This is a genomic window from Crenobacter caeni (genome assembly GCF_010435965.1).
Lineage (GTDB): Bacteria > Pseudomonadota > Gammaproteobacteria > Burkholderiales > Chromobacteriaceae > Craterilacuibacter > Craterilacuibacter caeni.
In genome coordinates, this window is the sequence record NZ_JAAGAA010000013.1 from 44,280 (window position 1) to 68,828 (window position 24,549).

The window sequence follows — 24,549 nt, forward strand, 5'->3', positions numbered from 1 at the left end:
GAGCGCAACCGGTTTGAGCAAGCCTATGGAGGCTGTCATAATACCCATACTGCAATCGGTATCTATCAAAATATCGAAGGCCAATGCATAACAACAACTGCAGTTTAGACACCCTCCCCCGGAGATCGACCATGCAAGTGAGCAGACGACAGTTTTTCAAACTGTGCGGCGGCGGCATGGCAGGGACGACCGTGGCGGCGCTCGGCTTCACACCGGGCGTGGCGCTGGCCGATACGCGAAGCTACAAGCTTCTGCGCGCCAGCGAGACACGGAACACCTGCCCCTACTGTTCGGTAGGCTGCGGCATCCTGATGTACAGCCTCGGCGACGGCGCGAAAAACGCCAAGTCCGAGATCTTCCATATCGAAGGTGACGCCGACCATCCGGTCAACCGCGGCGCGCTGTGCCCGAAAGGCGCCGGCCTCGTCGACTTCATCCATAGCCCGAACCGCCTGAAGTACCCCGAGGTACGCGAGGCGGGCAGCAACGAGTTCAAGCGCATCTCGTGGGATGAGGCGTATAGCCGCATCGCCCGCCATATCAAGGCGGACCGCGACGCCAACTTTGTCCAGAAGAACGCCGACGGCGTGACCGTCAACCGCTGGCTGACCACGGGCTTCCTCGCCGCGTCGGCCTCGAGCAACGAAACCGGCTGGCTCACGCAGAAATTCGTGCGCTCGCTGGGCATGCTGGCAGTCGACAACCAGGCGCGCGTCTGACACGGCCCGACGGTGGCAAGTCTTGCCCCTTCATTTGGCCGTGGCGCGATGACCAACCATTGGGTTGACATCAAGAACGCGAACCTGATCGTCGTCATGGGCGGCAACGCAGCCGAAGCACACCCGGTGGGTTTCCGCTGGGCGCTCGAAGCGAAGACCCGCAACAAGGCGAAGATCCTCGTCATCGACCCGCGCTTCACGCGCACGGCGTCGGTGGCCGACTATTACGCACCTATCCGTACCGGCACCGACATCACCTTCCTGTCTGGGGTGATCCGCTACCTGCTGGAAAAGGGTGCGTACAACAAGGAATACACGCTCGCGTACACCAACGCCGCGCTTCTGGTAAACCCGGACTTTGCCTTCAACGACGGCCTGTTCTCCGGCTACGACGCCGAGAAGCGCAAGTACGACAAGGCAAGCTGGAGCTACCAGTTGGGCGAGGACGGTTTTGCCAAGCGTGACGACACGCTCGTAGACCCGCGCTGCGTCATCAACCTGCTCAAGACCCACGTCTCGCGCTACACGCCCGAGATGGTCGAGACGATCTGCGGCACGCCGAAGGACGCCTTCCTCAAGGTGTGCGAGTACATTGCCGAGACCGGCGCGCACGACAAGACGACTTCGTTCCTGTACGCGCTGGGCTGGACCCAGCACTCGATCGGTTCGCAGAACATCCGCACCATGGCGATGATCCAGCTGTTGCTCGGCAACATGGGCATGGCCGGCGGCGGCGTCAACGCGCTGCGCGGACACTCGAACATCCAGGGCCTCACCGACGTCGGCCTGTTGTCGCAGAGCCTGCCGGGCTATCTGCGTCTGCCGTCGGAGAAGGAAACCACGCTAGAAACCTTCCTCGAAGCCACCACGCCCAAGGCGCTGGCCGACGGCCAGATGAACTACTGGCAGAACACGCCGAAGTTCCACGTGTCGCTGATGAAGGCGTTCTGGGGCGACAACGCCACGGCGGAAAACAGCTGGGGCTTTGACTGGCTGCCCAAGTGGGACAAGGGCTACGACGTCCTGCAGTACTTCGAGATGATGAACGACGGCAAGGTCAACGGCTACTTCTGCCAGGGCTTCAACCCGGTCGCGTCGTTCCCGAACAAGAACAAGGTCGTCGCCTCGCTCTCCAAGCTCAAGTTCCTGGTGGTGATGGACCCGCTGGTCACCGACACCTCGACCTTCTGGAAGAACCACGGCGAGCACAACGACGTCGACAGCGCGAGCATCCAGACCGAGGTGTTCCGCCTGCCGACCACCTGCTTCGCCGAAGAGGAAGGCGCGATCGTCAACTCCGGCCGCTGGCTGCAGTGGCACTGGAAAGGCGCCGACGCGCCGGGCGAGGCGGTGACCGACGTCGAGATCGTCGCCGGCATCTTCAGCAAGCTCAAGGCGCTGTATGCCAAGGAAGGCGGCGCCTACCCCGAGCCGATCATGAAGCTGTCGTGGGCGTACCGCGACGCGCACGACCCGAAGGCCGAGGAACTGGCCAAGGAGCTCAACGGCAAGGCACTGGCCGACATCCCCGACCCGAAAAAGCCGGGCGAATTCCTGGCCAAGAAGGGCGAGCAGCTGCCGGGCTTTGCCGCGCTGCAGGACGATGGCAGCACCATGAGCGCGTGCTGGATCTTCGCCGGCAGCTGGACGCAGGCGGGCAACCAGATGGGGCGCCGCGACAACGCCGACCCGTCGGGCCTCGGCAACACGCCGGGCTGGTCGTGGGCGTGGCCGGCCAACCGCCGCATCCTGTACAACCGCGCGTCGAACAAGCCGGACGGCACGCCGTGGGATGCCAAGCGCACGCTGATCAAGTGGAACGGCGAGAAGTGGGCTGGCATCGACGTGCCCGACTTCAAGGCCGACGAGCCGCCGGGCAGCAAGATGGCACCGTTCATCATGCAAGCCGAGGGTCTGGGCCGCCTGTTCGCGCTGGACAAGATGGCCGAAGGCCCGTTCCCCGAGCACTACGAGCCGTTCGAGAGCCCGATCGGCACCAACCCGCTGCACCCGAAGGTGGTCCACAACCCGGCCGCACGCATCTTCAAGAAGGATGCCGAGCAGTTGGGCAGCAAGGCCGACTTCCCGTACGCGGCGACGACCTACCGCCTGACCGAGCACTTCCACTACTGGACCAAGAACGTACTGCTCAACGCGATCGCGCAGCCCGAACAGTTCGTCGAAATCGGCGAGGGTCTGGCCAAGGAGAAGGGCATCGCCCACGGCGACATGGTCAAGGTGTCGAGCAAGCGCGGCTACATCAAGGCGCGCGCGGTGGTGACCAAGCGGATCCGCACGCTGAAGGTGAACGGCCAGGACGTCCACCACGTCGGCATCCCGATCCACTGGGGCTACGAAGGCGTGGCGAAGAAGGGTTTCCTTGCCAACACGCTGACGCCGTTTGTCGGGGACGCGAACACGCAGACGCCGGAGTTCAAGTCCTTCCTCGTCAACATCGAGAAAGCCTAAGGAGAGACGCATATGCAATCGCAAGACATCCTGCGCCGCTCCGCGAGCCCGACCCAGCCGCCGATCGCACGCGCACACCAGACCGAGGTCGCCAAGCTGATCGACGTGACCACCTGCATCGGCTGCAAGGCCTGCCAGGTCGCGTGTTCGGAATGGAACGACCTCAGGGACGAAGTGGGCAGCTGCAACGGCACCTACGACAACCCGACCGACCTCTCCGCGCAGAGCTGGACGGTGATGCGCTTTAGCGAGCACGAGGAAGGCGACAAGCTCGAGTGGCTGATCCGCAAGGACGGCTGCATGCATTGCACCGACCCGGGTTGCCTGAAGGCGTGCCCGTCGCCGGGCGCGATCATCCAGTACGCCAACGGGATCGTCGACTTCCAGTCCGAGCACTGCATCGGCTGTGGCTACTGCATCGCCGGCTGCCCGTTCAACGTGCCGCGCATCAACGCACGCGACAACAAGGCGTACAAGTGCACCCTGTGTTCCGACCGCGTGACGGTCGGCCAGGAGCCGGCCTGCGTGAAGACCTGCCCCACCGGTGCGATCCGCTTCGGCAGCAAGGAAGACATGAAGGTCCATGCGGCCGAACGTGTCGCCGAGCTGAAGACGCGCGGTTTCGAGCAAGCGGGCCTGTACGACCCGCAAGGCGTAGGCGGCACCCACGTGATGTACGTGCTGCACCACGCAGACCGCCCCGAGCTGTACGCCGGCCTGAAGAAGGACCCGGCGATCAGCACCACGGTCGGCCTGTGGAAGGGCGTGCTCAAGCCGCTGTCGACCATTGGTCTGGCGGTATCGGTGCTGTTCGGCTTCTTCCACTACATCGGCGTCGGTCCGAACAAGGCCGATGACGACGAAGACGAAGCCAAGCCGGCAAGTGCGGGCAAGGATAAGCCGGACAGCAAGGAGGACAAGGCATGAAGGAAAAGCTGATCCGCCGCTATAACGCGGCCGAGCGCGTCAACCACTGGATCGTCGCGGTGTGCTTCATCGTGCTGGCGATCTCGGGGCTGGCCTTCTTCTACCCGGCGTTCTTCTGGCTGACCGGCGTATTCGGCACGCCACAGCTCGCGCGCATCGTCCACCCCTTCGTCGGTGTGGTGATGTTCGTCGGCTTCTTCGTGCAGTTCTTGCGCTACTGGCACCACAACTTCATCGACCGCGAGGACGTGAAGTGGATGAAGTCGGTGAAGGAAGTGCTGAGCGGCCACGAAGTCGGCGACACCGGCAAGTACAACGGCGGCCAGAAAGGCATGTTCTGGATGATGACGTTGTGCATGCTGGGGCTGATCTCCACCGGCATCGTCATCTGGCGCCCGTACTTTGCCCAGTACTTCCCGATCGAGCTGATCCGCGTCGCACTGTTCGTGCACGCCTGGGCGGCGCTGGCGCTGATCGCGGGCATCATCATCCACGTCTACGCGGCGATCTGGGTGCGCGGCACCATCCGCGCGATGGTCGAAGGCGTGGTCACCGAGGCGTGGGCGAAGAAGCACCACCCGCGCTGGTTCCGTGAAGTGAAAGCCCGTCAGGAGCAGGAAAAGTAAATGAGCATCCGCATCGTCCCCGAGGGCGAGCTCAAATCGGCGGCGGGAGACATCCCGCCGCTTTTGTTGCCCGACCCGAAAACGCTGTACCTCAAACGCGCCGAGCGCTTCGATACGCTGGCCGACGGCCACGCCATGGCCGACTACCTGCGTTTCTGCGCCCGCATCGCACGCGCGCAGCACGCGCTCGCCGCCAAGCCGCTGCCCTTGCCCGCGCGCGACACCTACCTTGCGCAATGCGCCGAACACGCGCTGCCGCCGCTCGCCCCGCCCGGCTGGGCGCGTGACGCGCGCTGGCAGGACGGCCTCGCCGCCTTGCTCGCCGACATCGCCCCCGTCTGCCAAGGCCCTGCCGCCGACGCCGTCGCCCGCTTGCAGGCGATGGACCACGCCGAAGTGGAAACGATGGCCGACGCGCTGCAGGCAGGCCGCTTTGTCGACGCCGACCCGGCCGCCGCACCGCTCATCTGGGCTGCGCTGTCGGTCTACTACAGCACGCAGGCAAGCCAGCTCAAGGTGACCGCCAAGCCCGAGCCGGGCGACGCGCGCGAACTGTGCCCGGTCTGCCAGCAGGCGCCGGTTGCCAGCGTGGTGCGTATTGGAGATAAGGCCGGCCTGCGCTACCTGCACTGCACCTTGTGCGAGAGCGAGTGGCACTACGTGCGCGCGCAGTGCAGCGCGTGCGAGTCAAGCCGCGACATCGGCCTGTGGACGCTGGACGACGCGCGCGCCGCGGTGCGCGCCGAGACCTGCGGCGAGTGCAACAGCTACCTCAAGCTGATGGCGCTCGACATCGACCATACGCTCGAGCCGGTCGCCGACGACCTGGCCACCCTCGCGCTCGACGCCGCGGTCGAGGAACAGGGCTACGCGCGCAGCGCGATCAACCCGTTCCTGTTCCCCAGTAGTTAAACAAAACGCCGGCTACCTGAAAGGGGGGGCCGGTGTTTCTAACGGCAGAAAGCCTGTGTGCAACGACAAACTGAGCAACTGGTCAAAAAATTTAGAGCAGCCTTAGAAAGCACTCCACGAAACGGTCTACGCACAACTCTCGGCTGCACGGATTTTCCAAGTGCTTGCTGCGATGATGCATCGCTATTACTTGCAGCGTACCTCAACGACAATGGGGTTATTGGAAGCACAAGAGTCAGCGGCGTAAATGGCGGCAAACATAAAGAATTGAGAAGTCATGTATGGCTACTGTGCTCAGGCTTCATCATCGACATCACAGCAGACCAATTCACTAGCTATAAAATTGACCCAGTCTTTGTCAACAAAAAATCAACATTTCACAAAACATTCGAGATAAAAAGCGAAGGTCCAGCCGATTTCAGAATCAAGTTCAGAGATGACCCTAAGTGGCTTTCAAGCTTTGAAAATGATTACAAAATCGTATTGAGCAACGTCAAGTAAGTAAGCGCATAGTAGGGTGGGTCAGCCGCTGCAAAGCGGCGTAACTCACCGCAGGGGAACCGGGCGAGCGCCGGATGGTGGGTTACAGCCTGCGGTCTTCCCCCCACCCGACCCAACCACCATCACTTAACCGGCGGCGACAGCGGCCGCAGCGGGATTGGCGTCGACATCACGATCGAGGTACGCGTCTCGCCGAAGTGGTTGATCGCGCCGACCAGCGCCTCGAGGTGGGCGATGTCGCGGGTCACCACCCTCAACATGTACGAGTCCTGCCCGGTCACGTGCACGCACTCGATCACCTCCGGCATTTCACGCAGTTTCGCGAGCAGCTTCTGCTTGCCCGGCTGCGGCGTCGTCATGCCGATCAGCGCCTGCACCCCATAACCGACCGCAACCGGGTCGACGACCGCCCGGTAGCCGCGGATCACGCCAGCCTCTTCCAGCCGCTTGAGTCGCTCCGAGGTCGCCGGCACCGAAAGCCCGACCCGTGCGGCCAGTTCGGTCAACGAGAGCCGGCCATCCTGCTGGATCGCCTGCAGCAACGCCCACGCCTTGCCATCTATTTCCATTTTTAGGCTACCTCTGCATTGACCAACGTTTTTTCAGGCAAATAAAAAAATCACCGGAATAATCGCATTCCCGCAGCAGGCGCGCACCCTGAAAATAAAAACTCCACAAGAAAAGGAGCAAACGATGTCGTCGGCTACATTGTTCTGGCAATCGGCGTTGGTCGGGCTGTCGGTCGCCGCGCCGCTGGGGCCGATCGGCCTGTTGTGCATGCAACGCTCGCTCGAGTCCGGCGCGCGCCGCGGCTTCGTCAGCGGGCTGGGCGCGGCCAGCGCCGACATGCTGTACGCGCTGCTGGGCGCACTGGGTGCCGGTGCGCTGGTGCGGGTGTTCGTGGGTTGGGAGAACTGGCTTGCTGCGGCCGGTGCCGCCTTCATGCTGTGGCTGGCGCTGGGCATGCTACGCGCGCCCTCTACGGTCAAAGCGGCCGGAGCGCGCGATGGTGGCGGACTGTTGGCCGCCTACACATCGGTGCTCGCGCTGACAGCGACCAACCCGCTGACGGTGTCCTCGTTTATCGCCATCTTCGCGACGCTTGGCGTGCGGCAGGAAACGGGCACAGGCAGCCTGCTTTTCGCGCTTGGCGTGTTCGCCGGCTCGGCCTTGTGGTGGGCGCTGCTGAGCGCAGGCTGCTCGGTGCTTGGCCGGCAGCTGGATGTGTCGCTACGGGTGCGGATCAACCGTGCCGCCGGCCTGCTGTTGGCAGCCTTCGCACTCTTCAAGCTCGCGCAATTGGCCACTTGAAAAGCGCAAGGTTTCCCCCTGAGCGAGTACCGGATGGTGGGTTACGGCCTGCGGCCTAACCCACGCCTCCCACAGCGGCCGCCTGGACAGCACGCCGAGCTGCTCGCGTATCGGGTAGGGTGGGTTAGGCGCCGGCAGGCGCCGTAACCCACCATCGGGCGCAGCCGGGAGCGGCCGGGCCGGGTGGCCTTTGGCGGACGGCGGGGTGTTGGTGGGTGCCGGTGGTGGCCGGGGGGTGACCGGGTGGTGGGTTACGGCCTGCGGCCTAACCCACCCTACCTCACTAACCCACCCTACCTCACACGCCCCACAGCGGCGGCTCGGACAGCGCGCCCAGTTGTTCGCGCAGGGTGAGCACCTGTTCTTCCCAGTAGCGCTGGCTGCCGAACCACGGGAATGCACTGCCGAAGGCCGGGTCGTCCACACGCGCGGCGAGCCACGCCGAGTAGTGGATCAGGCGCAGCGTGCGCAGCGGCTCGACGAGATGCAGCTCGCGCTCGTCGAATTCTGCGAAGTCTTCGTAGCCGGCGAGCACGGCGGCCAGTTGCGCCTGCTGCTCGCTGCGGCTGCCCGAGAGCAGCATCCAGATATCCTGCATCGCCGGCGCCATCCGGCTGTCGTCCAGATCCACGAAGTGCGGGCCGGCGTCGGTCCACATCAGGTTGCCGGCGTGGCAGTCGCCGTGCACGCGCAACAGGCGCACGTCCCCTGAGCGCGCGTACGCCGCGCGCACCGCGTCCACGCACTGGCGCGCGATCGTCTGCCACGGCTCGACAAGCTCGGGCGGCAGCAGGCCGCTTGCAAGCACCGTTTCAACTGCCGCGTCGCCGAAGCTGTCGGCGTTAAGCGTGCCGCGCGCCTGGTAGGGGCGGCAGGCGCCGACCGCGTGGATGCGGCCAAGAAAGCGGCCCAGCCACTCGAGCACGTCGGCGTCACCCAGCTCGGGCGGGCGGCCGCCGCGCCGTTCGAACAGCGCAAACAGGAAGCCGTCGTGCTCGAACAGCGTCTGCCCGCCGAAGACCAACGGCGGCACCACCGGGATTTCCGCCTCGGCGAGCTCCAGCGAGAACGCGTGCTCCTCGAGGATGGCCTCGCGGCGCCAGCGCCCGGGGCGGTAGAACTTGGCGACCAGCGGCGGCGCATCGTCGAGGCCGACCTGGTAGACGCGGTTCTCGTAGCTACCAAGCGCCATCAGGCTGCCGCTGGCGCGCACGCCGACGCTTTCGACGGCGTCGAGCAGGAAGTCCGGCGTCAGCCGGGCGAAGGGGTGCAGGGATTCGGTCATGCGCCGATTATAAGCGCCGGCGTGCTTGCTGCGCCTGCCCTGCGCTGGCATCCTCGCATGTTTTGCTATCGGACGATCGCCTTTACATGCACCACCGTCTGCTCGACCCCGGCAGCTTCATGCGCGCCGGCTGGCGCCTCGCCCAGAACCCGCGCCTGCGCCATCGCGCTGCGCGCCGCCGCGCACGGCTGCCGCTGCCAGATCGCCTGTTCTACCGGCTGGTCGCGCCGCCCCTGTGGCTGTTCCTGCACGCCGCGCTGGCGGTGCTGATCGTCCTCTTCCTGTTGATGCCTGTGTTCTGGCTACTCGATCTGACCTGACCATGCCGCTTGCCGACCTCTTCCGCGCCCTGCCGCAAACCGACCGCCTGCTCGCCGACCCCGCTTTCGCGCAACTGATAGAACGCCATGGCCGCAGCGCAGTCATCTCCGCCGCCCGCGACTCGCTGGATACGGCGCGTGCCGAAATCCGCACAAGCGGGGCGCTGCCCGCGTGGGCGCAAACGCCCGAACAGCTGGCCGAACGCGTCGCCGCGCAGCTTGCCGCGCAGCGGCGCCCCAGCCTGCGCCCGGTCATCAACCTGACCGGCACCGTGCTGCACACCAACCTTGGCCGCGCCTGGCAGGCCGACGCGGCGATAGCCGCGGTGGTCGCCACGATGCAGGGCGCGGTCAACCTCGAATACGACCTGGACGGTGCCGGGCGCGGCCACCGCGACACGGCGGTGGCGGAACTGCTGTGCACGCTGACCGGCGCCGAAGCGGCGTGCGTGGTCAACAACAACGCGGCGGCAGTGCTGATCGCACTGTCCGCGCTCGCCGCCGGGCGCGAGGTGATCGTCTCGCGCGGCGAGCTGGTCGAGATCGGCGGCGCGTTCCGCATGCCCGACGTGATGCGGCAAGCCGGCTGCACGCTGGCCGAGGTCGGCACCACCAACCGCACCCATCCGAAAGATTACGCGGGCGCCGTCAACGAGCGCACCGCGCTGATGATGAAGGTGCACACCAGCAATTACTCGATCGAGGGCTTTACCAAGAGCGTCTCCGAGGCAGAACTTGCGCCGCTCGCACATGAAAAGGGGCTGCCGCTGATCACCGACCTGGGCGCGGGCGCGCTGGTGGACCTCGCCGCCTACGGGCTGCCGGCCGAGCCGATGCCGCAGGCGATGATTGCCGCGGGGGTGGATCTGGTCACTTTCTCCGGCGACAAGCTACTGGGCGGCCCGCAGGCCGGGCTGATCATCGGGCGGCGCGAACTGATCGAGCGCATCCAGTCGCACCCGCTCAAGCGCGCGCTGCGCTGCGACAAGATGACGCTCGCCGCGCTGGAGGCGACGCTCAGGCTCTACCTCGAACCCGAGTTGCTCCCCGAACGCCTGCCGACCTTGCGCCTGCTCACCCGTAACGAGGCCGAACTGCGTGCGCAGGCCGAGCGCGTCGCCCCCGCGCTGCAGTCGCTGCTGGGAGACGCGTTTATCGTCGCGGCCGAGCCTTGCGCGTCGCAGATCGGCAGCGGCTCGCTGCCGGTGAACCGGCTGCCGAGCTGGGCGGTCTCCGTGCGCGCCGCCGACCATCAGGACCGCACGCTCAGGCAACTGGCCGACGGCTGGCGCGCCAAGGCCACCCCGGTAATCGTCCGGCTGGGCGACGGTAGGTTGTGGCTCGACCTGCGCTGCCTCTGCGACGAGGCGGCGCTCTTCGCCGCGCTTTCAGCCCACTAGGGTACGCAGGCCGGGTCGGCCGCGCGCCGCATCGAGCCGAGCAGCGCGGCCAGGTCACATGCGCCGTGTGGGCAGGCGTTTAGCGTGACGCGCGCGCGCTCGGGCGCAATATCGCTGCCGCCGGCGAGCAGGCCGGACAGGGGCTGCGCCCAATACTCGGCCCTTACCTCGCGCGCGCCTCCCTCGCCGCGGTACACCGCGAACACCAGCGCGCCGGCCGGCGGCGTCGCGCGCACCGGCCAGTCAGCCGCCTGCCAGCGTGCGCCGAGCAAGGCGCCGACGTTGGCGAGGTTGGTGTCGTGGCCGACGAGCACGCTCAGGCGCGGTGCACCGGGTGTGCCCGCGCGCGCAAGCTCTACAAAGAGCCGCGACAGCAACGCCGAGCCGCGCCTTTGCGCGAGGTAAGGCGTCCATTGCGTGAGCCCGAAGGCGGCCACATGCGCGTCCAGCATGCGCGAGAGCACCGGCGCGCCGGCACTCGAGTAGCCCGGCCGCTCCACCGCGTCCAGCATCAGCACCTCGGCCGCGTCCGACGCCAGTGCGAGGCCGCCAGCGAGCGCGATATTGGCGTGGCCGTCGTCGCGGCGCGGCGCGATGTGCGTCGACAGCCGCGTCAGCGTGCACGGCGCGCGGGCGCCTTCCCGCGCGCACAGCGCGTCGGGCGTCGGCCCCAGCGCCTGCTGGACCAGCACGAGCGACGCCGCCTGCCGGTCTACGTAGCGCGCGAGGTCACCCCCTGCCGTCGCCAGCATCGCGGCGCGGGCCTTGCCGACATCCAGCGCGCACACGCCGGCCTTCACCGGGTGGAACAGTGCGTCAAGCTTGCCACTTGCCGACACCACCCGCGGCGGGCACGCGGCGGACAGCCCGCGTGCGAGCGCGGCAGCGGTCGCTCGCGTGCGCTCGTCCACGTCCGCGTACAGCGATATTTCGCCAGGCTTCGGACACAAACCAAGCCCAAGCCGCGCGCCGTAGGCGCGGCCCATCGTCTCGGCAAGCGCCGCGCCGCGCGCGGAGAGCTCGCCCCGCCCGACCGTCCACACAGGCCACGGCCGCGCGCTCCACCGCGCCAGCGTGTCCGCGCCCTGGGTCGGCGCGCGCACCCCGTGCCGCGATAGCACCACCAAGGCCAGCGGCGCGTCGTCCGCCGTGGCCGCCAGCGGCCACCCCATCAGCGCGCACAGGCACACCACAGACCACCGTTGCCATCCTCGCATCGTTTCTACCCCTACATAGACATGCGTACAGTATGGACAGCGGCGCGCGCCCATGAAAAAACCGGGCTCGCGGCCCGGTTTTTCTCTGGCAGTTCAGTGTGCTCAGAAGCTGTAGCGCACGCCGGCGCCGACGCGGCTCACTTCGGTGTCGAAGAAGTCGATGTCGGAGTCGGACTTGCCGTAGGCGGCGTTCACGTAGCCGGACAGCTGCTTGTAGCCGAACAGCTTGCCGTGCAGGTAGTTGACGCCGATCACGTATTCGTCGGCGTCCGCCTTGCGGTTCCAGATCGGGTTGGCCGCGTCGTAGTCCTGCTTGCCGACGTAGGCGGTGGTGGTGAACACGCCGGTGCCGGTGCGGATGCCGTAGTCGAGCTTGAGACCGGTGCTCTTGCTGCTCATCGCGCGGCCGTCTAGGTCGTGCTCGGCGTAGACGACGCCCGGTGCCAGGAACTGGCCCGGCGCGAATTCCCAGTCGTACGACACGTTGACGCGGGTGACGTCGCCGTTACGGTCGAGCAGCGCACGCTCAGCCGACGACAGCCCCAGGCCAAGGCCGCTGCGCTCTTCGTCGAGTTCGATCTTGCGGCGGGTGATGTCGGCGCTGAAGTTGCTGCCGAGGATGCCTTCCCAGCCCAGACGCACGCCGTTCGACTTGCGCTTGGTATCGCTGCGCTCACCGGACGCGTACGGGTTCGCCCACACTTCGTTCGGCGCGATGCCGTTGAAGACCAGGCCGAAGGAGACGATGCCGTTGGCGCCGACTTCCTGGCGCACCGCCAGTTGCTGCGAGTAGTCCAGGCGCATCTGGTCGTGGATCTGGTTGCCGAGCACGAACTGGGTGCGGCTGTCGGCCAGCGTGTAGCGCAGGTCGAGCGAAGGCATGAACTGACCCTCGTTGTGGCTCTTGGGGGCATTGCCCAGGCCTTCGGAGCGCTCGTTGCCGTCGACCTTGTAGAAGTTCGACGCGACGTCGTTGGTCGCAATGCCGACGCCGACCGAGCCGGAGAAGCCGTTGGTGGTCGGGATCGGGTTGATGGCGGCGTGGGCCGAGCCGGCGGCCAGCACGGCAGCCGCGATGGGAGTCAGAAATCGCATGGGTAATCCTGTTAGTAGGGGGCCGCCGCCAGAGGGCCGCGGCACAGGTGGGCGTGTGGCCGGCATCGTCACATGGATAGAATTTGATTTCTAACGGGTGTGAACTATTTCACACCAAGCTGCGATAATACGGGCTTGTTACTATCCCGGCGCCCATCCGCCACGCACCTGGCATTTGCCCTGTAGACATGACGCAACACCTAGACCCGAGCGCCGATCGCCACGCGGCGGCGCGCAAGACTACCTTCATCAGCATCGTCGTCAACCTGGTGCTGACCGTGCTACAGATTGCCGTCGGCTTCTTCGCCCGTTCGCAGGCGCTGATCGCGGACGGCCTGCACTCGCTGTCCGACCTTTTGGCCGACTTCGTCGTGCTGATCGCCAGCCACCACAGCCGCAAGGGGCCGGACGAGGATCACCCCTACGGCCACCAGCGCTACGAGAATGCCGCGTCGCTGGTGCTCGGCCTGCTGCTGCTGGCGGTCGGCGTGGGCATGCTGGTGTCGGCTGCCGGCAAATTCAACGACCCGGGCTCCATCCCGCGGGTGCATCCGCTCGCGCTGTTCGTCGCGCTGTTCACCCTGGTCAGCAAGGAAGGGCTGTTCCGCTACATGCTCGGCATCGCCGAGCGGGTGCGTTCGACCATGCTGGTCGCCAACGCGTGGCACGCGCGCTCGGACGCGCTCTCCTCGCTAGTGGTCGCGCTGGGCATCGCCGGCAACATGCTGGGTTACCCGTTACTCGACCCGGCGGCGGCGCTGGTGGTCGGCCTGATGATCGTGAAGACCGGCGGCGAGTTCGCGTGGGACGCCTTGTCCGACCTGATGGACCGCGCGGCTGACGCCGAGGCCGAGGCGAAGATCCGCGAGACGCTGCTGGCGACGCCGGGGGTGGCCGGCGTACATGACCTGCGCACCCGCAAGATGGGCGACATGATCGTCGTCGACGTTCACCTCGAAGTGGACGGCGACCTCAACGTGCGCGAGGGGCACGCGATCGCGCTGGATGCGCGCGCGCGGGTAATGGCCGAGCACCCGGTGCTCAACGTGATGACCCACGTCGACCCGGTGCACTGAGCGATGATCGTCGCCACCGCAGGCCATGTCGACCATGGCAAGACCTCGCTGATCCGCGCGCTGACCGGCACCGACGCCGACCGCCTGCCCGAGGAGAAGCGGCGCGGCATGACGCTGGACCTCGGCTACGCCTTCCTCGAGCGCACGGACGGCGGCCGCATCGGCTTCGTCGACGTGCCCGGCCACGAACGCTTCCTCGGCAACATGCTCGCCGGTGTCGGCGGGCTGGACCACGCGCTATTGGTGGTCGCCGCCGACGACGGCGTGATGCCTCAAACACGCGAACACCTGGCCATCCTCAAGCTCGCCGGCGCCCGCGACATCAGCGTCGTGCTGAGCAAACGCGCGCTGGTGGACGACGCGCGCGCGCTTGAGGTACAGGCCGAACTGGACGCGCTGTTTGCCTCGCTCTCGCTCGCGCCTGCCGCGCGCTTCGAGGTCGACAGCATAAGCGGTGACGGCATCCCGGCCTTGCGCGATTTTCTCGCCACGCTGCCGGAGACGGACCCCGCGCCCAGACGCTTCCGGCTGGCGATCGACCGCGTGTTCACCGTCAAGGGCGCCGGCCTCGTCGTCACCGGCAGCGCACTCGCGGGCAAGGTGGCCGTCGGCGACAGCGTGTGGCTCGCCGGCCGCGCGGCTCCCTTGCGTGTGCGCGCCTTGCACGCGCAGTCGCAGGCGGCCGAACAAGGCCTGGCCGGCGAACGCCTCGCGCTCAACTTGGTAGGGGATATCAACCGCGAGGACGTCGCGCGCGGCGACTGGCTGCTAGCCCAAACGCCGGGCGCGCCTTGCGCGCGCGCGACGGTGGTACTGAGCCCGCTGCCCGGCGTGACGCTCGCCCACTGGCAGGCGGTGCAAGTACACCACGGCGCGTCAAAAGTGACCGGCCGCGTCGCGCTGCTGGACGAGGCGCTCGCCGAACTTGCGCTGGATGCGCCGCTGTGGCTGGCCGACAACGACAGGCTGATTCTGCGCGACGCCAGCGCCCGCGAGACGCTCGCCGGCGCGCGCGTGCTCGAACTCGCTCCCCCGGCCCGCGGCAAGCGCGCGCCGGCGCGGCTCGCCCTGCTCGGGCGGCTCGCCGCGTGCGATGCCGACTCGGACGCGCTCGCGCTGTTGGCCGACGCCGACGCGGTCGAGCTCTCCGCCTTCGCGTGGGCGCGCCAGCGGGACGACGTCGAGACGCTGGCGAGTGCAGCCGGCCTGAAGGTGGCTGGCGGCTACGCGGTGTCGTCCGCCCGCTGGGACGCGCTGGCGGACACCCTGTGCGACAAGCTCGAAGCCTTGCACGCGGCGCAGCCGGATCAGCGCGGCGCGGCGCGTGAGCGCCTCAAGCGCCTCGCCTTGCCGCGCACGCCGCAGCCGTTGTTCGACGCGCTGGTGACGGCCTTGCTCGCAGACGGCCAGCTCGCACAGAGCCAGGGCTGGCTGCACCTGCCCGGCCACGTGCTCGCGTTCAGTAGCAGCGAGGCCGCGCGCTGGCCAGTGCTCGAGGCACAACTGGGCAACGCTGACGGCTGGGTGCGCGACCTGGCGCGCGCGGCCGGCATGGAAGAAACCGAGGCACGCGCGCTCCTCAAGACTGCCGCGCGGCTGGGGCTGGTCGTCGCCGTCGTCCCCGACCGCTACTACCGCGCCGCGCGCGTCGACGCGCTGGCGCGCACGGTGCGCGAGATCGCGCTGCGCGACGGCCACGTCGACGCGGCCACCTTCCGCGACGCGGTCGGCGTCGGGCGCAAGCTGGCGATCCAGATCCTCGAATTCTTCGACCGCAGCGGGCTGACCCGCCGCCAGGGCGACCGCCACCTGCTGCGCGACACCATCCTGTTTTCGCCGCCTGCAGCGGACGGCCAAGCCTGATAGAATACGCGCTCTTTGCGGAAGGTCCTCGCTCCCGGTGGGGCGGCTGGTCTTCAAAATCAGTGGGGGCCGCCAGCGGTCCCGGGTGGGTTCGACTCCCATGGCCTTCCGCCACTGCCGCCTTCTAGGGTAAGCCCCGATGGAAAGCACCGGTCGCCGGGGCTTTAATCGGGGCATCGCAAGCCAGGCATCCCGCTCATGAAAATCGGCCTGTTCGTCCCCTGCCACGTCAACGAGCTTGCCCCCGAGGTCGCCATCGCGACGCTCGAACTGCTCGAAGGCTACGGCCTCACCGTCGACTACCCGCTCGCGCAGACCTGCTGCGGCCAGCCCCAGTTCAACAACGGCGACCTCAAAGGCGCCGACCGCGCCGCCGGGCGTTTTGCCGAGGTGTTCGCCGGCTACGACTACATCGTCAGCCCCGGCACCAGCTGCGTCAGCCACGTCGGCGCGCACACCCCGGACGCGCTCTCGAAGACCCGCTCGCGCGTGTACGAACTGGTCGAATTCCTGCAGGACGTGCTCAAGGTCGAGCGCCTGCCCAAGCCGGTGTACTTCCCGCACAAGGTCTCGCTGCACCAGAGCTGCCACGGCCTGCGTCTGCGCGCGCACGCGACGCCGTCGGAGCGGATGCTACCCTACCAGTCGCGGCTCGAGCGCATCCTCGCGCTGGTCGACGGCGTCAGCGTCGTTTACCCGCAAAGGCGCGACGAGTGCTGCGGCTTCGGCGGCAGTTTCTGCGTCGACGAACCCGAGGTGTCGGTCGCGATGGGCGAGGACCGCGTCGACGGCCACGCGGCGACCGGCGCCGAGTTCATCGTCGGCGCCGAGCCTTCCTGCCTGATGCATATGGGCGGCGTGATCCGCGCGCAGGACAAGGCGATCCGCCCGCTGCACATCGCGCTGCTGTTGACCGGGCGGGGGGGCGCATGAAGGACGACTCCATCCGCCACCCCGCCGCGGCGCGCGAGTTTCTGGCCGACCGCGAGCGCGCGCGCTGGCACGACTCGGCGATCTGGTGGGTGCGCCAGAAGCGCGACGCGCAGATGGCACAACTGCCCGAGTGGGAAACGCTGCGCACGATGGCAGAACAGATCAAGGCGCACACGCTGTCGCGCCTGGACGAATACCTGGAAGCGTTCGAGCGCAAGGCCGAGGAAAACGGCGTCGTCGTGCACTGGGCGGCGGACGCCGACGAGCACAACCGCATCGTGCACGGCCTGCTCGCCGAGCGCGGGGTCAACAAGCTCGTCAAATCAAAGTCGATGCTCACCGAGGAGTGCGGGCTCAACCCCTACCTCGAGGCGCGCGGCGTCGAGGTGATCGACACCGACTTGGGCGAGCGCATCGTGCAACTGCGGCACGAGGCACCCAGCCATATCGTGATGCCGGCGATCCACCTGAAAAAGCAGCAGATCAGCGAGCTGTTTGAGCGCGAACTGGGCACCGAGCCCGGCAATTTTGACCCGACCTACCTGACCCACGCCGCGCGCGCCAACCTGCGCGAGCACTTCCTGAGTGCAGGCGCCGGGCTCACCGGCGTCAACTTCGCGATCGCTGAAACCGGCGGCTTGGTGGTGTGCACCAACGAGGGCAACGCCGACCTGGGCAGCGCACTGCCGCCCTTGCATATCGCGTGCATGGGGCTGGAGAAGCTGATCCCGAGACTCGAGCATCTGGGCGTATTCACCCGCTTGCTGGCGCGCTCGGCGATCGGCTCGCCGACCACCACCTACACCTCGCATTTCCACAAGCCGCGCCCGGGGGGCGAGCTGCACGTGGTGATCGTCGACAACGGCCGAAGCGAGATCCTCGGCCGCGAAGACTTTTACCAGAGCCTGCGCTGCATCCGCTGCGGCGCGTGCATGAACACCTGCCCGGTCTACCGCCGAAGCTCGGGCTACAGCTACAGCTACATCATCCCGGGGCCGATCGGCTCGACGCTCGGCCCCAGCCGCGACATCAGGAAGCACGCGAGCATGGCCTTCGCGTGCACGACCTGCGCGTCGTGCGACAACGTCTGCCCGGTACGCATCCCGCTCTCCGAACAGCTGGTCGCGCAGCGCGCGCGCGCGTGGCAGACCGGCGCGCTGCCCGCAGGCAAACGCGCGGCGATCGGCGCGCTGGGCGTGCTGACCCGCCACCCTGCCCTGTTCGCGCTGGCCGGCAAGACGCTGCGCAAGGTCTTCCCCATCCTGCCGGCAGGGCTCGCGCAAGACAACCCGTACAGCCGCCCGGGGCGTGCGCTGCCCGAGATGCCCGCGCAGAGCTTCCGCGAATGGTGGCTGCAAAACAGGAAGAAACCATGAGCCGTGACGCCATCCTCGCGCGCATCCGCCGCCACCGCCCGGCAGAAGCCGCGCTGCCCGACATCCACGCGCCGGCCTTCATCACCTATCAAGACCGTTACGCGCAGTTCGCCACGCTGATCGCGGGTCTCGGCGGCCACGCGTTGACGCTGGCGCCTGGGCAGACCGTGCGCGAGGCGGTAGATACGCACTGGCCGGCGCAGGGCCGGGTAGTCGACACCACGCAAGCGATCCACGACGAGGCGGCCAGCCCGCACGACTGGGCCGACGTCGACATCGCCATCGTGCCCGGCCAGCTCGCGGTCGCCGAGAACGCCGCGGTGTGGGTGAGCCAGGACGCGCTCGCCTACCGCTCGCTGTACTTCCTCGCGCAGCGGCTGGTGATGGTCGTGCCGCGCGACGCCCTGGTCGACACCATGCGCGACGCCTACGCGCGCGTCGGGTTTGCCGAGCACGGCTTCGGCAGCTTCATCTCCGGCTCGTCACGCACCGCCGACATCGAACAGAGCCTGGTGATGGGCGCGCACGGCGCGATGGCGGCGTTGGTCGTATTCGAGTAAGCAGGACGGAAAAACGCCTGCCGGCAGCAAGCGCGGGCAGGCGCCACAAGAAAAAAGCCGGCGCTAAGCGCCGGCTTTTTTGCGGGGTCAAACCGGGATCAGGCTTCGCCGACCACGATGACCTTGATGGCAGCCACGACGTCGTGGTGCAGGGCGATCTCGAGGTCGTACTCGCCGATGGCCTTCAGCTGGCCGTTCGGCATACGCACTTCGGAGCGAGCCACTTCAACGCCTGCAGCGGTGATCGCAGCGGCGATGTCGGCGTTGGTCACCGAACCGAACAGACGGCCGTCAACGCCGGCTTTCTGGGCGATGGTGAACTCGGCGCCTTCCAGCTTCTCGGCGCGGACCTTGGCGTCGGCCAGGATCTCGGCTTGCTTGGCTTCCAGTTCGGCGCGGCGGGCTTCGAACGCTTCCAGGTTGGCGGCGGTCGCGCGCTTGGCCTTGCCCTGCGGGATCAGGAAGTTGCGGGCGTAGCCCTCTTTCACCTTGACCACGTCACCCAGTTGACCCAGGTTAGCCACTTTTTCGAGCAGAATGATTTGCATCTTGTGTAGTCCCTTTCTGTCGACTTAGTGCTGGTCGGTGTACGGCAGGAAAGCCAGGAAACGCGCGCGCTTGACCGCGGTGGTCAGCTGGCGCTGGTAACGGGCCTTGGTACCGGTGATACGGGCCGGGATGATCTTGCCGTTTTCGGCGATGAAATCCTTCAGCAGGTCGACTGCCTTGTAGTCGACGTGCTTGATGCCTTCTGCCGTGAAGCGGCAGAACTTCTTGCGCTTGAAGAGTTGACGAGCCATTTTCTTAACCTTTTACAAATTCTGCGGATTCGATGTGCAGTACCAACCTCGGATTACGCAGGCTGCGTTGACTGAGGAAACCCTCGAACGTCAGCACCTGCCCGGCGACCCGACCGGCGAACTTCCTGCCGGTTTCGCCGACCATGACGGCCTGTATCTCACAGCGCACGTCGCGGTCGAGGCCGGCTTCGCGTTGTCTGGAACCGTGTGCGAGCCACATCTCCAGCACCGGGATCCCGGCGGGGGTGTAGCGCAACGCTTCCTCGCGCGTCACCGACGCGGTCAGTACCAGTCTGTTCTGCAAGGGCTGGCCTGGGATCAGGCAGCCACCTCGCCTTCGGCGACCGGCTGGCTGTTATCCAGCAGGTTCTTGGCCTTCTCATCCTTCATCATCGGGGAAGCCTCGGTGACGGGCTTGTCCATCTTGATGGTCAGATGACGCAGAACGGCATCGTTGAATTTGAAGGCGTGCTCGATCTCGGCCAGGGTCTCAACGCCGCACTCGACGTTCATCAGCACGTAGTGAGCCTTGTGCACTTTCTGGATCGGGTAAGCCAGCTGGCGGCGGCCCCAGTCTTCCAGGCGGTGGATGGTGCCTTCGGCGCCCAGGACCATGCCCTTGTAACGCTCGATCATGGCCGGGACTTGTTCACTCTGGTCCGGATGGACGATGAACACGATCTCGTAATGACGCATGTAAACTCCTTGTGGCTATAAAGCCTTTCGCCATGCGGTAGCGAAAGGCAAGGGTTGAAACCGGCGGATTATACGCAAGCGGGCTGCGCGAGGCAAACGCAGCCTAGCCGACGACCTCGAAGCCGGCGTCGCTGATCGCCTCGGCAACCAGTTCGCGCTCGGGCAGCGCGCCGTCGTACTCGACTTCGACGCGGCCGCTGGCCAAATCGACCGTCACCTTGTGCACGCCGTCGAGTGCCTCGACCGCGCGGGTCACGCCGGCGGCACAGCCGCCGCAGCTCATGCCGGCAACCTGCAGGATCATCTTTTCCATCTGCTTGACTCCTGTCGCGTAAAAAATCAGCGGCCAGCCAGCGTGCGCTGGCGGCGGCTCTCCGAGAGCACCATGCCGGCGGACACCGACACGTTCAGGCTCTCGACCGTGCCGAACATCGGGATCGACACCAGCACGTCGCAATGCTCGCGGGTCAGCCGGCGCATGCCCTCGCCCTCGGCGCCCATCACCCACGCGAGCGGCCCTGCCGCGTCGAAGTGGTAGAGGTCGGTGTCGGCCTCCATGGTGGTGCCGGCGATCCAGACGCCGCTGTCCTTCAGGTCGCGCAGGGTGCGCGCGAGGTTGGTCACCGTGATGTAGGGCACCACCTCGGCCGCGCCGCAGGCAACCTTGGAGACGGTGGCGTTGATGCCGGCCGAACGGTCCTTCGGCGCGATCACCGCGTGCGCGCCCATCGCGTCGGCCACGCGCAGGCAGGCGCCGAGGTTGTGCGGGTCGGTCACGCCGTCGAGAATCAGCAGCAAGGGCGGCTCGGCCAGGTTTTCCAGCACGTCGTCCAGCGTCACGTGGCTGCGCGAGGCATCGATCACCGCGGCGACCCCCTGGTGGCGTGCGCCGCCGGTCATGCTGTCCAGCCGCGCCTTGTCGACGATGTGCAGCTTGATGCCTTCGGCCGCGGCCTTGTCGAGCACGGCCTGCGCGCGCGCGTCGTGGCGGCCGCCGGCCAGGTAGATCTCGATCAGGCTCTTCGGGTTCTGCCACAGGCGGGCGTTGGCCGCGTGAAAGCCGTGTATGAGTTTGCGGTTGCTCACCTTGGGATTCCCGTCGCTATTCATAAGGCCGCGTATTCTACCTCCGCCGCGTGCCTCGCCGCCACGGCGAGCCGGTCGATGCAGGCGGGCAGCTCGGCCGCCGGCAGCGGACGGCTGAACAGGTAGCCCTGCAGCGCGTTGCAGCCGTTGTCGCGCAGGAAGGCGCTCTGCGCTGCCGTCTCCACGCCCTCGGCGACCACGGTATAGCGCAGCTTGCGCGCCATCGCGACGATGGCTTGCGCGATGGCCACGCTGTCGTCGTCGCCGGGCAGCCCTTCGACGAAGGAGCGGTCGATCTTCAGCGTGTCCAGCGGGAAACGCTTGAGCATCGACAGCGACGAGTAGCCGGTGCCGAAATCGTCGAGCGCGAGGGTGACGCCGAGCGCCTTGAGCTGGCGCAGCACCAGCACCGCCTCCTCCGGCTTTTGCATCAGCAGGCTTTCGGTCAGCTCGACCTCGAGGCGGCTCGCGTCGATGCCGGCCGCCTCCAGCGCGCCGTCGATCATGGACACGAGGTCGGCCTGCTCGAACTGGCGGGCCGACAGGTTGACCGCGACGCGCGGCACGTGCACCCCGGACGCGTCCCAGCGGGCGATCTGCAGGCAGGCCTCGCGCAGCACCCAGGCGCCGATCGGCTTGATCAGCCCGGTTTCCTCGGCCAGCGGGATGAAGCGCACCGGCGACACCAGCCCAAGCTGCGGGTGGCGCCAGCGGATCAGCGTCTCGACGCCGAGCAATTCGCCGCGCGCAGGCGAGAGCTGCGGCTGGTAATGCAGCTCGAACTCGCCCTTTTCCAGCGCCTGCCTGAGCGCGTTCTCCAGCAGCAAGCGTTCGACCGTCTGCGAATTCATGTCGGCGTCGAAGAACTGGAAGGTATTCTTGCCCTGCTCCTTGGCGCGGTACATCGCGACGTCGGCGTTCTTGAGCAGGGTACGCGCGTCAATGCCGTCGCCCGGGTACACGCTGACGCCGATGCTGGCGGTGACGAACAGCTCCTGGGTTTCCAGGAGCAGCGGCTTCGCCAGTTCCGCCAGCACCTCGTCGGCGATCGCACAGAGCTGCTCCCGGCTGCGGTAGTCCTCGACGATCAGCGTGAACTCGTCGCCGCCCAGCCGCGCGACCATGCCGTAACGGCTGCAGATGCGGGTCAGCCGCGCGGAGATCTCGGTCAACAGGCCGTCGCCGGCCTGGTGGCCGAACGAATCGTTGATCAGCTTGAAGCGGTCAAGGTCGATGAACATCAGCGCGAGGCGGAACTCGTCGTCGGCGCTGCCGCCCGCCAGGGCGTTGTCGAGGTGGCCGATCAGGTGGCTGCGGTTGGGCAAGCCGGTCAGCGGGTCATGGTTGGCCAGGAAATGCAGCCGCTCTTCGGCGTGCTTGCGCTCGGTGATATCGGTGAACACGCCGACGTAGTTGCTGATGGCGCCGTCCGTCTCGCGTACCGCGGAGAGGGTCAGCTCGGCCGGGTACCACTCGCCGCCCTTGCGCTTGTCGTACATCTCGCCGCTCCAGAAACCGGTGCGCGACAGTTCGGCCAGCAGCGCGCCGCCACCGTCCACGCCCCGGAACATCCGCGAGACGCGCCCGGCCGCTTCCTCGTAGCGGTAGCCGGTGATGCGGGTGAACGCCTGGTTGACCGTGATGATGCAGCCGGTGGCGTCGGTGATCAGGATGCCTTCGGCCGAGTTTTCGAACACCTTGGCCGCCAGCCTCAGCTCGGTCTGCGCCGACACGCGGTCGGACACGTCGATCGCGACGCCGATGAACGCCGGCTCGCCGCGGTACTCGATCAGCCGGCTGTGTACCTCGATGTCGACCGCCGAGCCATTCCGGTGGCGCAGGCGGGTCGAGAAACGCATCACCTTGACCTTCTGCTCCTTGCGCAGCTGGATCTGCCGCGCGATCCGCTCGACCTCCTCCGGCATCAGGTAGTCGTAAAGCATGACACCGGCCAGTTCCTCGACCCGGTAGCCGCCCATCTCGGCCAGCGTCGGGTTCAGGTAGACGATTCGGCCGTCCTGCTGGATGAAGATGCCGACCAGGGACTGCTCGACTACGGCACGGTACTGGTCGATCATCTCGCCGCGCGCCTGTTCGTCCCGCTTGATGTCCGTGACGTCGGACGCGATGGTGCCGACCCCCGACAGCCGGCCGCCGCTGTCGAACAGCGGGAACATCGTCGCAAGCCAGGTGCTCGCCTCCTCGTCCAGCACCACCTGCGCCTCCTGCTGGCAGACCTGGCGACTCGCGTGCACCCGGCCGGCGAGCGCTTCCAGTTGCCCGGCCAGCGCGGGGGGCAGGAAATCGCCGGCGCGCCGGCCGATCACCGCCGATTGCGGCACGCCTAGCAGCGACGCGCACGCCTGGTTGGCCAGCAGGTAGCGCCCGTCCAGGTCCTTGATCGCCATGATGTTCGGGCTCTGGTTGATCAGCGCCTCGAAGCGGGCGTGGCTGTCGCGCAGCGCCTGCTCCTGCCGGCGCAGCCGCGCGCTCGAGAGCGAGAGCATCAGCGCGGCGCTCACGCTCACCGCGCAGAGCAAGGCGCCACCCAAGGCGTCCGCCGTGCCCGCGGGCTGGGGGTGGCCCAGCCACGCCAGCGCCCATGCCCCCGCGTATACGGCGAGCGGCCCGGCCATGCCGAAACGGCTGGCCGCCCACAGGTAGAGCGGCGTATAGAAGAGTTCGAGCGGAACCTGCGACGCCTGTGCGTGGCCGTAACCGGACCAGAGCAAGCCCTGCACGCCCAGCACCAGCACAAGCTCGCCGGCCGCCGGCCAGCCAGGCCTGTGCTGCCAGGGCGCCGCGCCGGCACAGGCGAGCAAGGTCGCCAGCGCCAGCCAGAGTGCCGGCAGCGTCGTCACGGCCGCCCCGCCGCCCCATGCCCCGGCAAGGGCCCACGGCAACAGCGCGAGCAAGGCGGGCAGCACCGTCAGGCGCAGCAGGAACAGCAGCAGGCGGCTGCCCGTCGACGGCGCCACGCAGAGCGCGCCGCGCATCAGCTGCAACCCGCCTGCACACAACAACAGCGAGGCGCCCCAGCGGGCGGCCTCGGGCACGCCCAAAGGCAGCAGAACAGCCGTGAACAGCACGAGTCCGCCCCAGAATGTCCGCGAGCCCAGCAGCGGCGCGTTGGCGTCGCCCCGCAAGCGGGACACCCACCACAGCACCAGTGCGGCATGCATGAACCACAGCGGCGAAATCAGCACGCCCTGCACGAACAGGTCGGGCAAGCTGCCCGCAACAAACGGCCCGGCCGTGATCGGCCAGGTAGCCGGACTCCACTGCATGGTTACCCTCATCCCTCTTGCTGTTGGCGGTGCCCGGCCTGCAGGCGTCGCGGCCCGCGTCTTCGCGCGGTGACGCGCTTATAATAACGT

The 24,549-nt window shown here is 67.2% G+C and carries 24 protein-coding genes and 1 tRNA gene; 14 read left to right on the top strand and 11 right to left on the bottom strand.

From position 1 onward, the window contains the following. Positions 1-131 precede the first annotated feature (131 nt). The 5 genes from fdnG to GZH52_RS13755 are packed head-to-tail and all read left to right on the top strand — an operon-like array spanning position 132 to position 6,154. Positions 132-3,188, top strand: a complete 3,057-nt coding sequence (gene fdnG / locus GZH52_RS13735; protein WP_163317160.1) for a formate dehydrogenase-N subunit alpha — start codon at positions 132-134, stop codon at positions 3,186-3,188. 12 nt (positions 3,189-3,200) lie between these two features. Continuing rightward, on the top strand, positions 3,201-4,115 hold the full coding sequence (gene fdxH / locus GZH52_RS13740) for a formate dehydrogenase subunit beta (protein ID WP_163317162.1): 915 nt from the start codon (positions 3,201-3,203) through the stop codon (positions 4,113-4,115). Further along, a complete protein-coding gene (locus tag GZH52_RS13745; RefSeq protein ID WP_163317164.1) occupies positions 4,112-4,741 on the top strand; it encodes a formate dehydrogenase subunit gamma in 630 nt (209 codons plus the stop codon). Before fdxH ends, GZH52_RS13745 begins: the two co-directional genes overlap by 4 nt. Next, positions 4,742-5,653 (top strand): formate dehydrogenase accessory protein FdhE, encoded by a 912-nt coding sequence (gene fdhE, locus GZH52_RS13750; protein WP_163317166.1) that lies wholly within the window; start codon positions 4,742-4,744, stop codon positions 5,651-5,653. Between the two features lie 57 nt (positions 5,654-5,710). Beyond that, positions 5,711-6,154 carry a hypothetical protein gene (locus tag GZH52_RS13755; RefSeq protein ID WP_163317168.1) on the top strand — a complete coding sequence of 148 codons (444 nt, stop codon included), beginning with the start codon at positions 5,711-5,713 and terminating at the stop codon, positions 6,152-6,154. A gap of 122 nt (positions 6,155-6,276) precedes the next feature. Here the strand turns inward: GZH52_RS13755 and GZH52_RS13760 are convergent, their stop codons facing one another. Beyond that, complete coding sequence (locus GZH52_RS13760; RefSeq protein ID WP_163317170.1) at positions 6,277-6,723, bottom strand: Lrp/AsnC family transcriptional regulator; 447 nt, start codon at positions 6,721-6,723, stop codon at positions 6,277-6,279. 124 nt (positions 6,724-6,847) lie between these two features. On the opposite strand from GZH52_RS13760, the gene GZH52_RS13765 reads away from it, so the two are divergent. Further along, positions 6,848-7,465 (top strand): LysE family translocator, encoded by a 618-nt coding sequence (locus GZH52_RS13765; RefSeq protein WP_163317172.1) that lies wholly within the window; start codon positions 6,848-6,850, stop codon positions 7,463-7,465. A gap of 298 nt (positions 7,466-7,763) precedes the next feature. Here GZH52_RS13765 and GZH52_RS13770 read toward each other — a convergent pair whose 3' ends face one another. Beyond that, positions 7,764-8,750: a serine/threonine protein kinase gene (locus tag GZH52_RS13770; RefSeq protein ID WP_163317174.1), complete on the bottom strand. Its 987-nt coding sequence runs from the start codon at positions 8,748-8,750 to the stop codon at positions 7,764-7,766. A gap of 86 nt (positions 8,751-8,836) precedes the next feature. Between GZH52_RS13770 and GZH52_RS13775 the strand changes: the two genes are divergently transcribed. Then, positions 8,837-9,070 (top strand): hypothetical protein, encoded by a 234-nt coding sequence (locus GZH52_RS13775; protein WP_163317176.1) that lies wholly within the window; start codon positions 8,837-8,839, stop codon positions 9,068-9,070. A 2-nt stretch (positions 9,071-9,072) separates the two neighbouring features. Further along, a complete protein-coding gene (gene selA, locus GZH52_RS13780; RefSeq protein ID WP_163317178.1) occupies positions 9,073-10,470 on the top strand; it encodes an L-seryl-tRNA(Sec) selenium transferase in 1,398 nt (465 codons plus the stop codon). On the opposite strand, the gene GZH52_RS13785 is transcribed toward selA, so the two are convergent. Together GZH52_RS13785 and GZH52_RS13790 are read right to left on the bottom strand one after the other, a co-directional pair. Further along, complete coding sequence (locus tag GZH52_RS13785; protein ID WP_163317180.1) at positions 10,467-11,687, bottom strand: histidine-type phosphatase; 1,221 nt, start codon at positions 11,685-11,687, stop codon at positions 10,467-10,469. The genes selA and GZH52_RS13785 overlap by 4 nt on opposite strands. 102 nt (positions 11,688-11,789) lie before the next feature. Next, positions 11,790-12,782: a DUF2860 family protein gene (locus GZH52_RS13790; protein WP_163317182.1), complete on the bottom strand. Its 993-nt coding sequence runs from the start codon at positions 12,780-12,782 to the stop codon at positions 11,790-11,792. Between the two features lie 188 nt (positions 12,783-12,970). On the opposite strand from GZH52_RS13790, the gene GZH52_RS13795 reads away from it, so the two are divergent. From GZH52_RS13795 to GZH52_RS13820, 6 genes are all read left to right on the top strand, one after another. Further along, positions 12,971-13,858: a cation diffusion facilitator family transporter gene (locus GZH52_RS13795; protein ID WP_163317184.1), complete on the top strand. Its 888-nt coding sequence runs from the start codon at positions 12,971-12,973 to the stop codon at positions 13,856-13,858. Positions 13,859-13,861: 3 nt separating this feature from the next. Next, entirely contained in the window at positions 13,862-15,721 is a 1,860-nt protein-coding gene (gene selB / locus GZH52_RS13800; RefSeq protein ID WP_163317186.1) for a selenocysteine-specific translation elongation factor, read from the top strand. Between the two features lie 19 nt (positions 15,722-15,740). Then, a tRNA-Sec gene (locus GZH52_RS13805) sits at positions 15,741-15,835 on the top strand. A gap of 84 nt (positions 15,836-15,919) precedes the next feature. Next, positions 15,920-16,654 (top strand): (Fe-S)-binding protein, encoded by a 735-nt coding sequence (locus tag GZH52_RS13810; protein WP_163317188.1) that lies wholly within the window; start codon positions 15,920-15,922, stop codon positions 16,652-16,654. Further along, positions 16,651-18,030, top strand: coding sequence for a lactate utilization protein B (locus tag GZH52_RS13815; protein ID WP_163317190.1), 1,380 nt, complete (start codon positions 16,651-16,653; stop codon positions 18,028-18,030). Before GZH52_RS13810 ends, GZH52_RS13815 begins: the two co-directional genes overlap by 4 nt. Continuing rightward, a complete protein-coding gene (locus tag GZH52_RS13820) occupies positions 18,027-18,590 on the top strand; it encodes a LutC/YkgG family protein (protein WP_239058136.1) in 564 nt (187 codons plus the stop codon). Before GZH52_RS13815 ends, GZH52_RS13820 begins: the two co-directional genes overlap by 4 nt. Before the next feature lie 98 nt (positions 18,591-18,688). On the opposite strand, the gene rplI is transcribed toward GZH52_RS13820, so the two are convergent. The 7 genes from rplI to GZH52_RS13855 all read right to left on the bottom strand — a co-directional run bounded on the left by rplI (position 18,689) and on the right by GZH52_RS13855 (position 24,459). Beyond that, entirely contained in the window at positions 18,689-19,138 is a 450-nt protein-coding gene (rplI, locus tag GZH52_RS13825; RefSeq protein WP_136553393.1) for a 50S ribosomal protein L9, read from the bottom strand. 24 nt (positions 19,139-19,162) lie between these two features. Continuing rightward, positions 19,163-19,390 carry a 30S ribosomal protein S18 gene (rpsR, locus tag GZH52_RS13830; protein WP_136553391.1) on the bottom strand — a complete coding sequence of 76 codons (228 nt, stop codon included), beginning with the start codon at positions 19,388-19,390 and terminating at the stop codon, positions 19,163-19,165. Between the two features lie 4 nt (positions 19,391-19,394). Then, positions 19,395-19,694, bottom strand: a complete 300-nt coding sequence (gene priB / locus GZH52_RS13835) for a primosomal replication protein N (protein WP_163317193.1) — start codon at positions 19,692-19,694, stop codon at positions 19,395-19,397. Between the two features lie 14 nt (positions 19,695-19,708). Further along, the gene (rpsF, locus tag GZH52_RS13840) at positions 19,709-20,086 is read right to left on the bottom strand and encodes a 30S ribosomal protein S6 (RefSeq protein ID WP_163317195.1); all 378 of its coding nucleotides are present in this window, start codon (positions 20,084-20,086) and stop codon (positions 19,709-19,711) included. Positions 20,087-20,189: 103 nt separating this feature from the next. Further along, on the bottom strand, positions 20,190-20,399 hold the full coding sequence (locus tag GZH52_RS13845; protein ID WP_163317197.1) for a heavy-metal-associated domain-containing protein: 210 nt from the start codon (positions 20,397-20,399) through the stop codon (positions 20,190-20,192). Positions 20,400-20,425: 26 nt separating this feature from the next. Further along, positions 20,426-21,172, bottom strand: a complete 747-nt coding sequence (gene rlmB / locus GZH52_RS13850; protein WP_136553384.1) for a 23S rRNA (guanosine(2251)-2'-O)-methyltransferase RlmB — start codon at positions 21,170-21,172, stop codon at positions 20,426-20,428. Between the two features lie 20 nt (positions 21,173-21,192). Next, entirely contained in the window at positions 21,193-24,459 is a 3,267-nt protein-coding gene (locus GZH52_RS13855) for a sensor domain-containing protein (RefSeq protein ID WP_239058137.1), read from the bottom strand. Positions 24,460-24,549 lie beyond the last annotated feature (90 nt).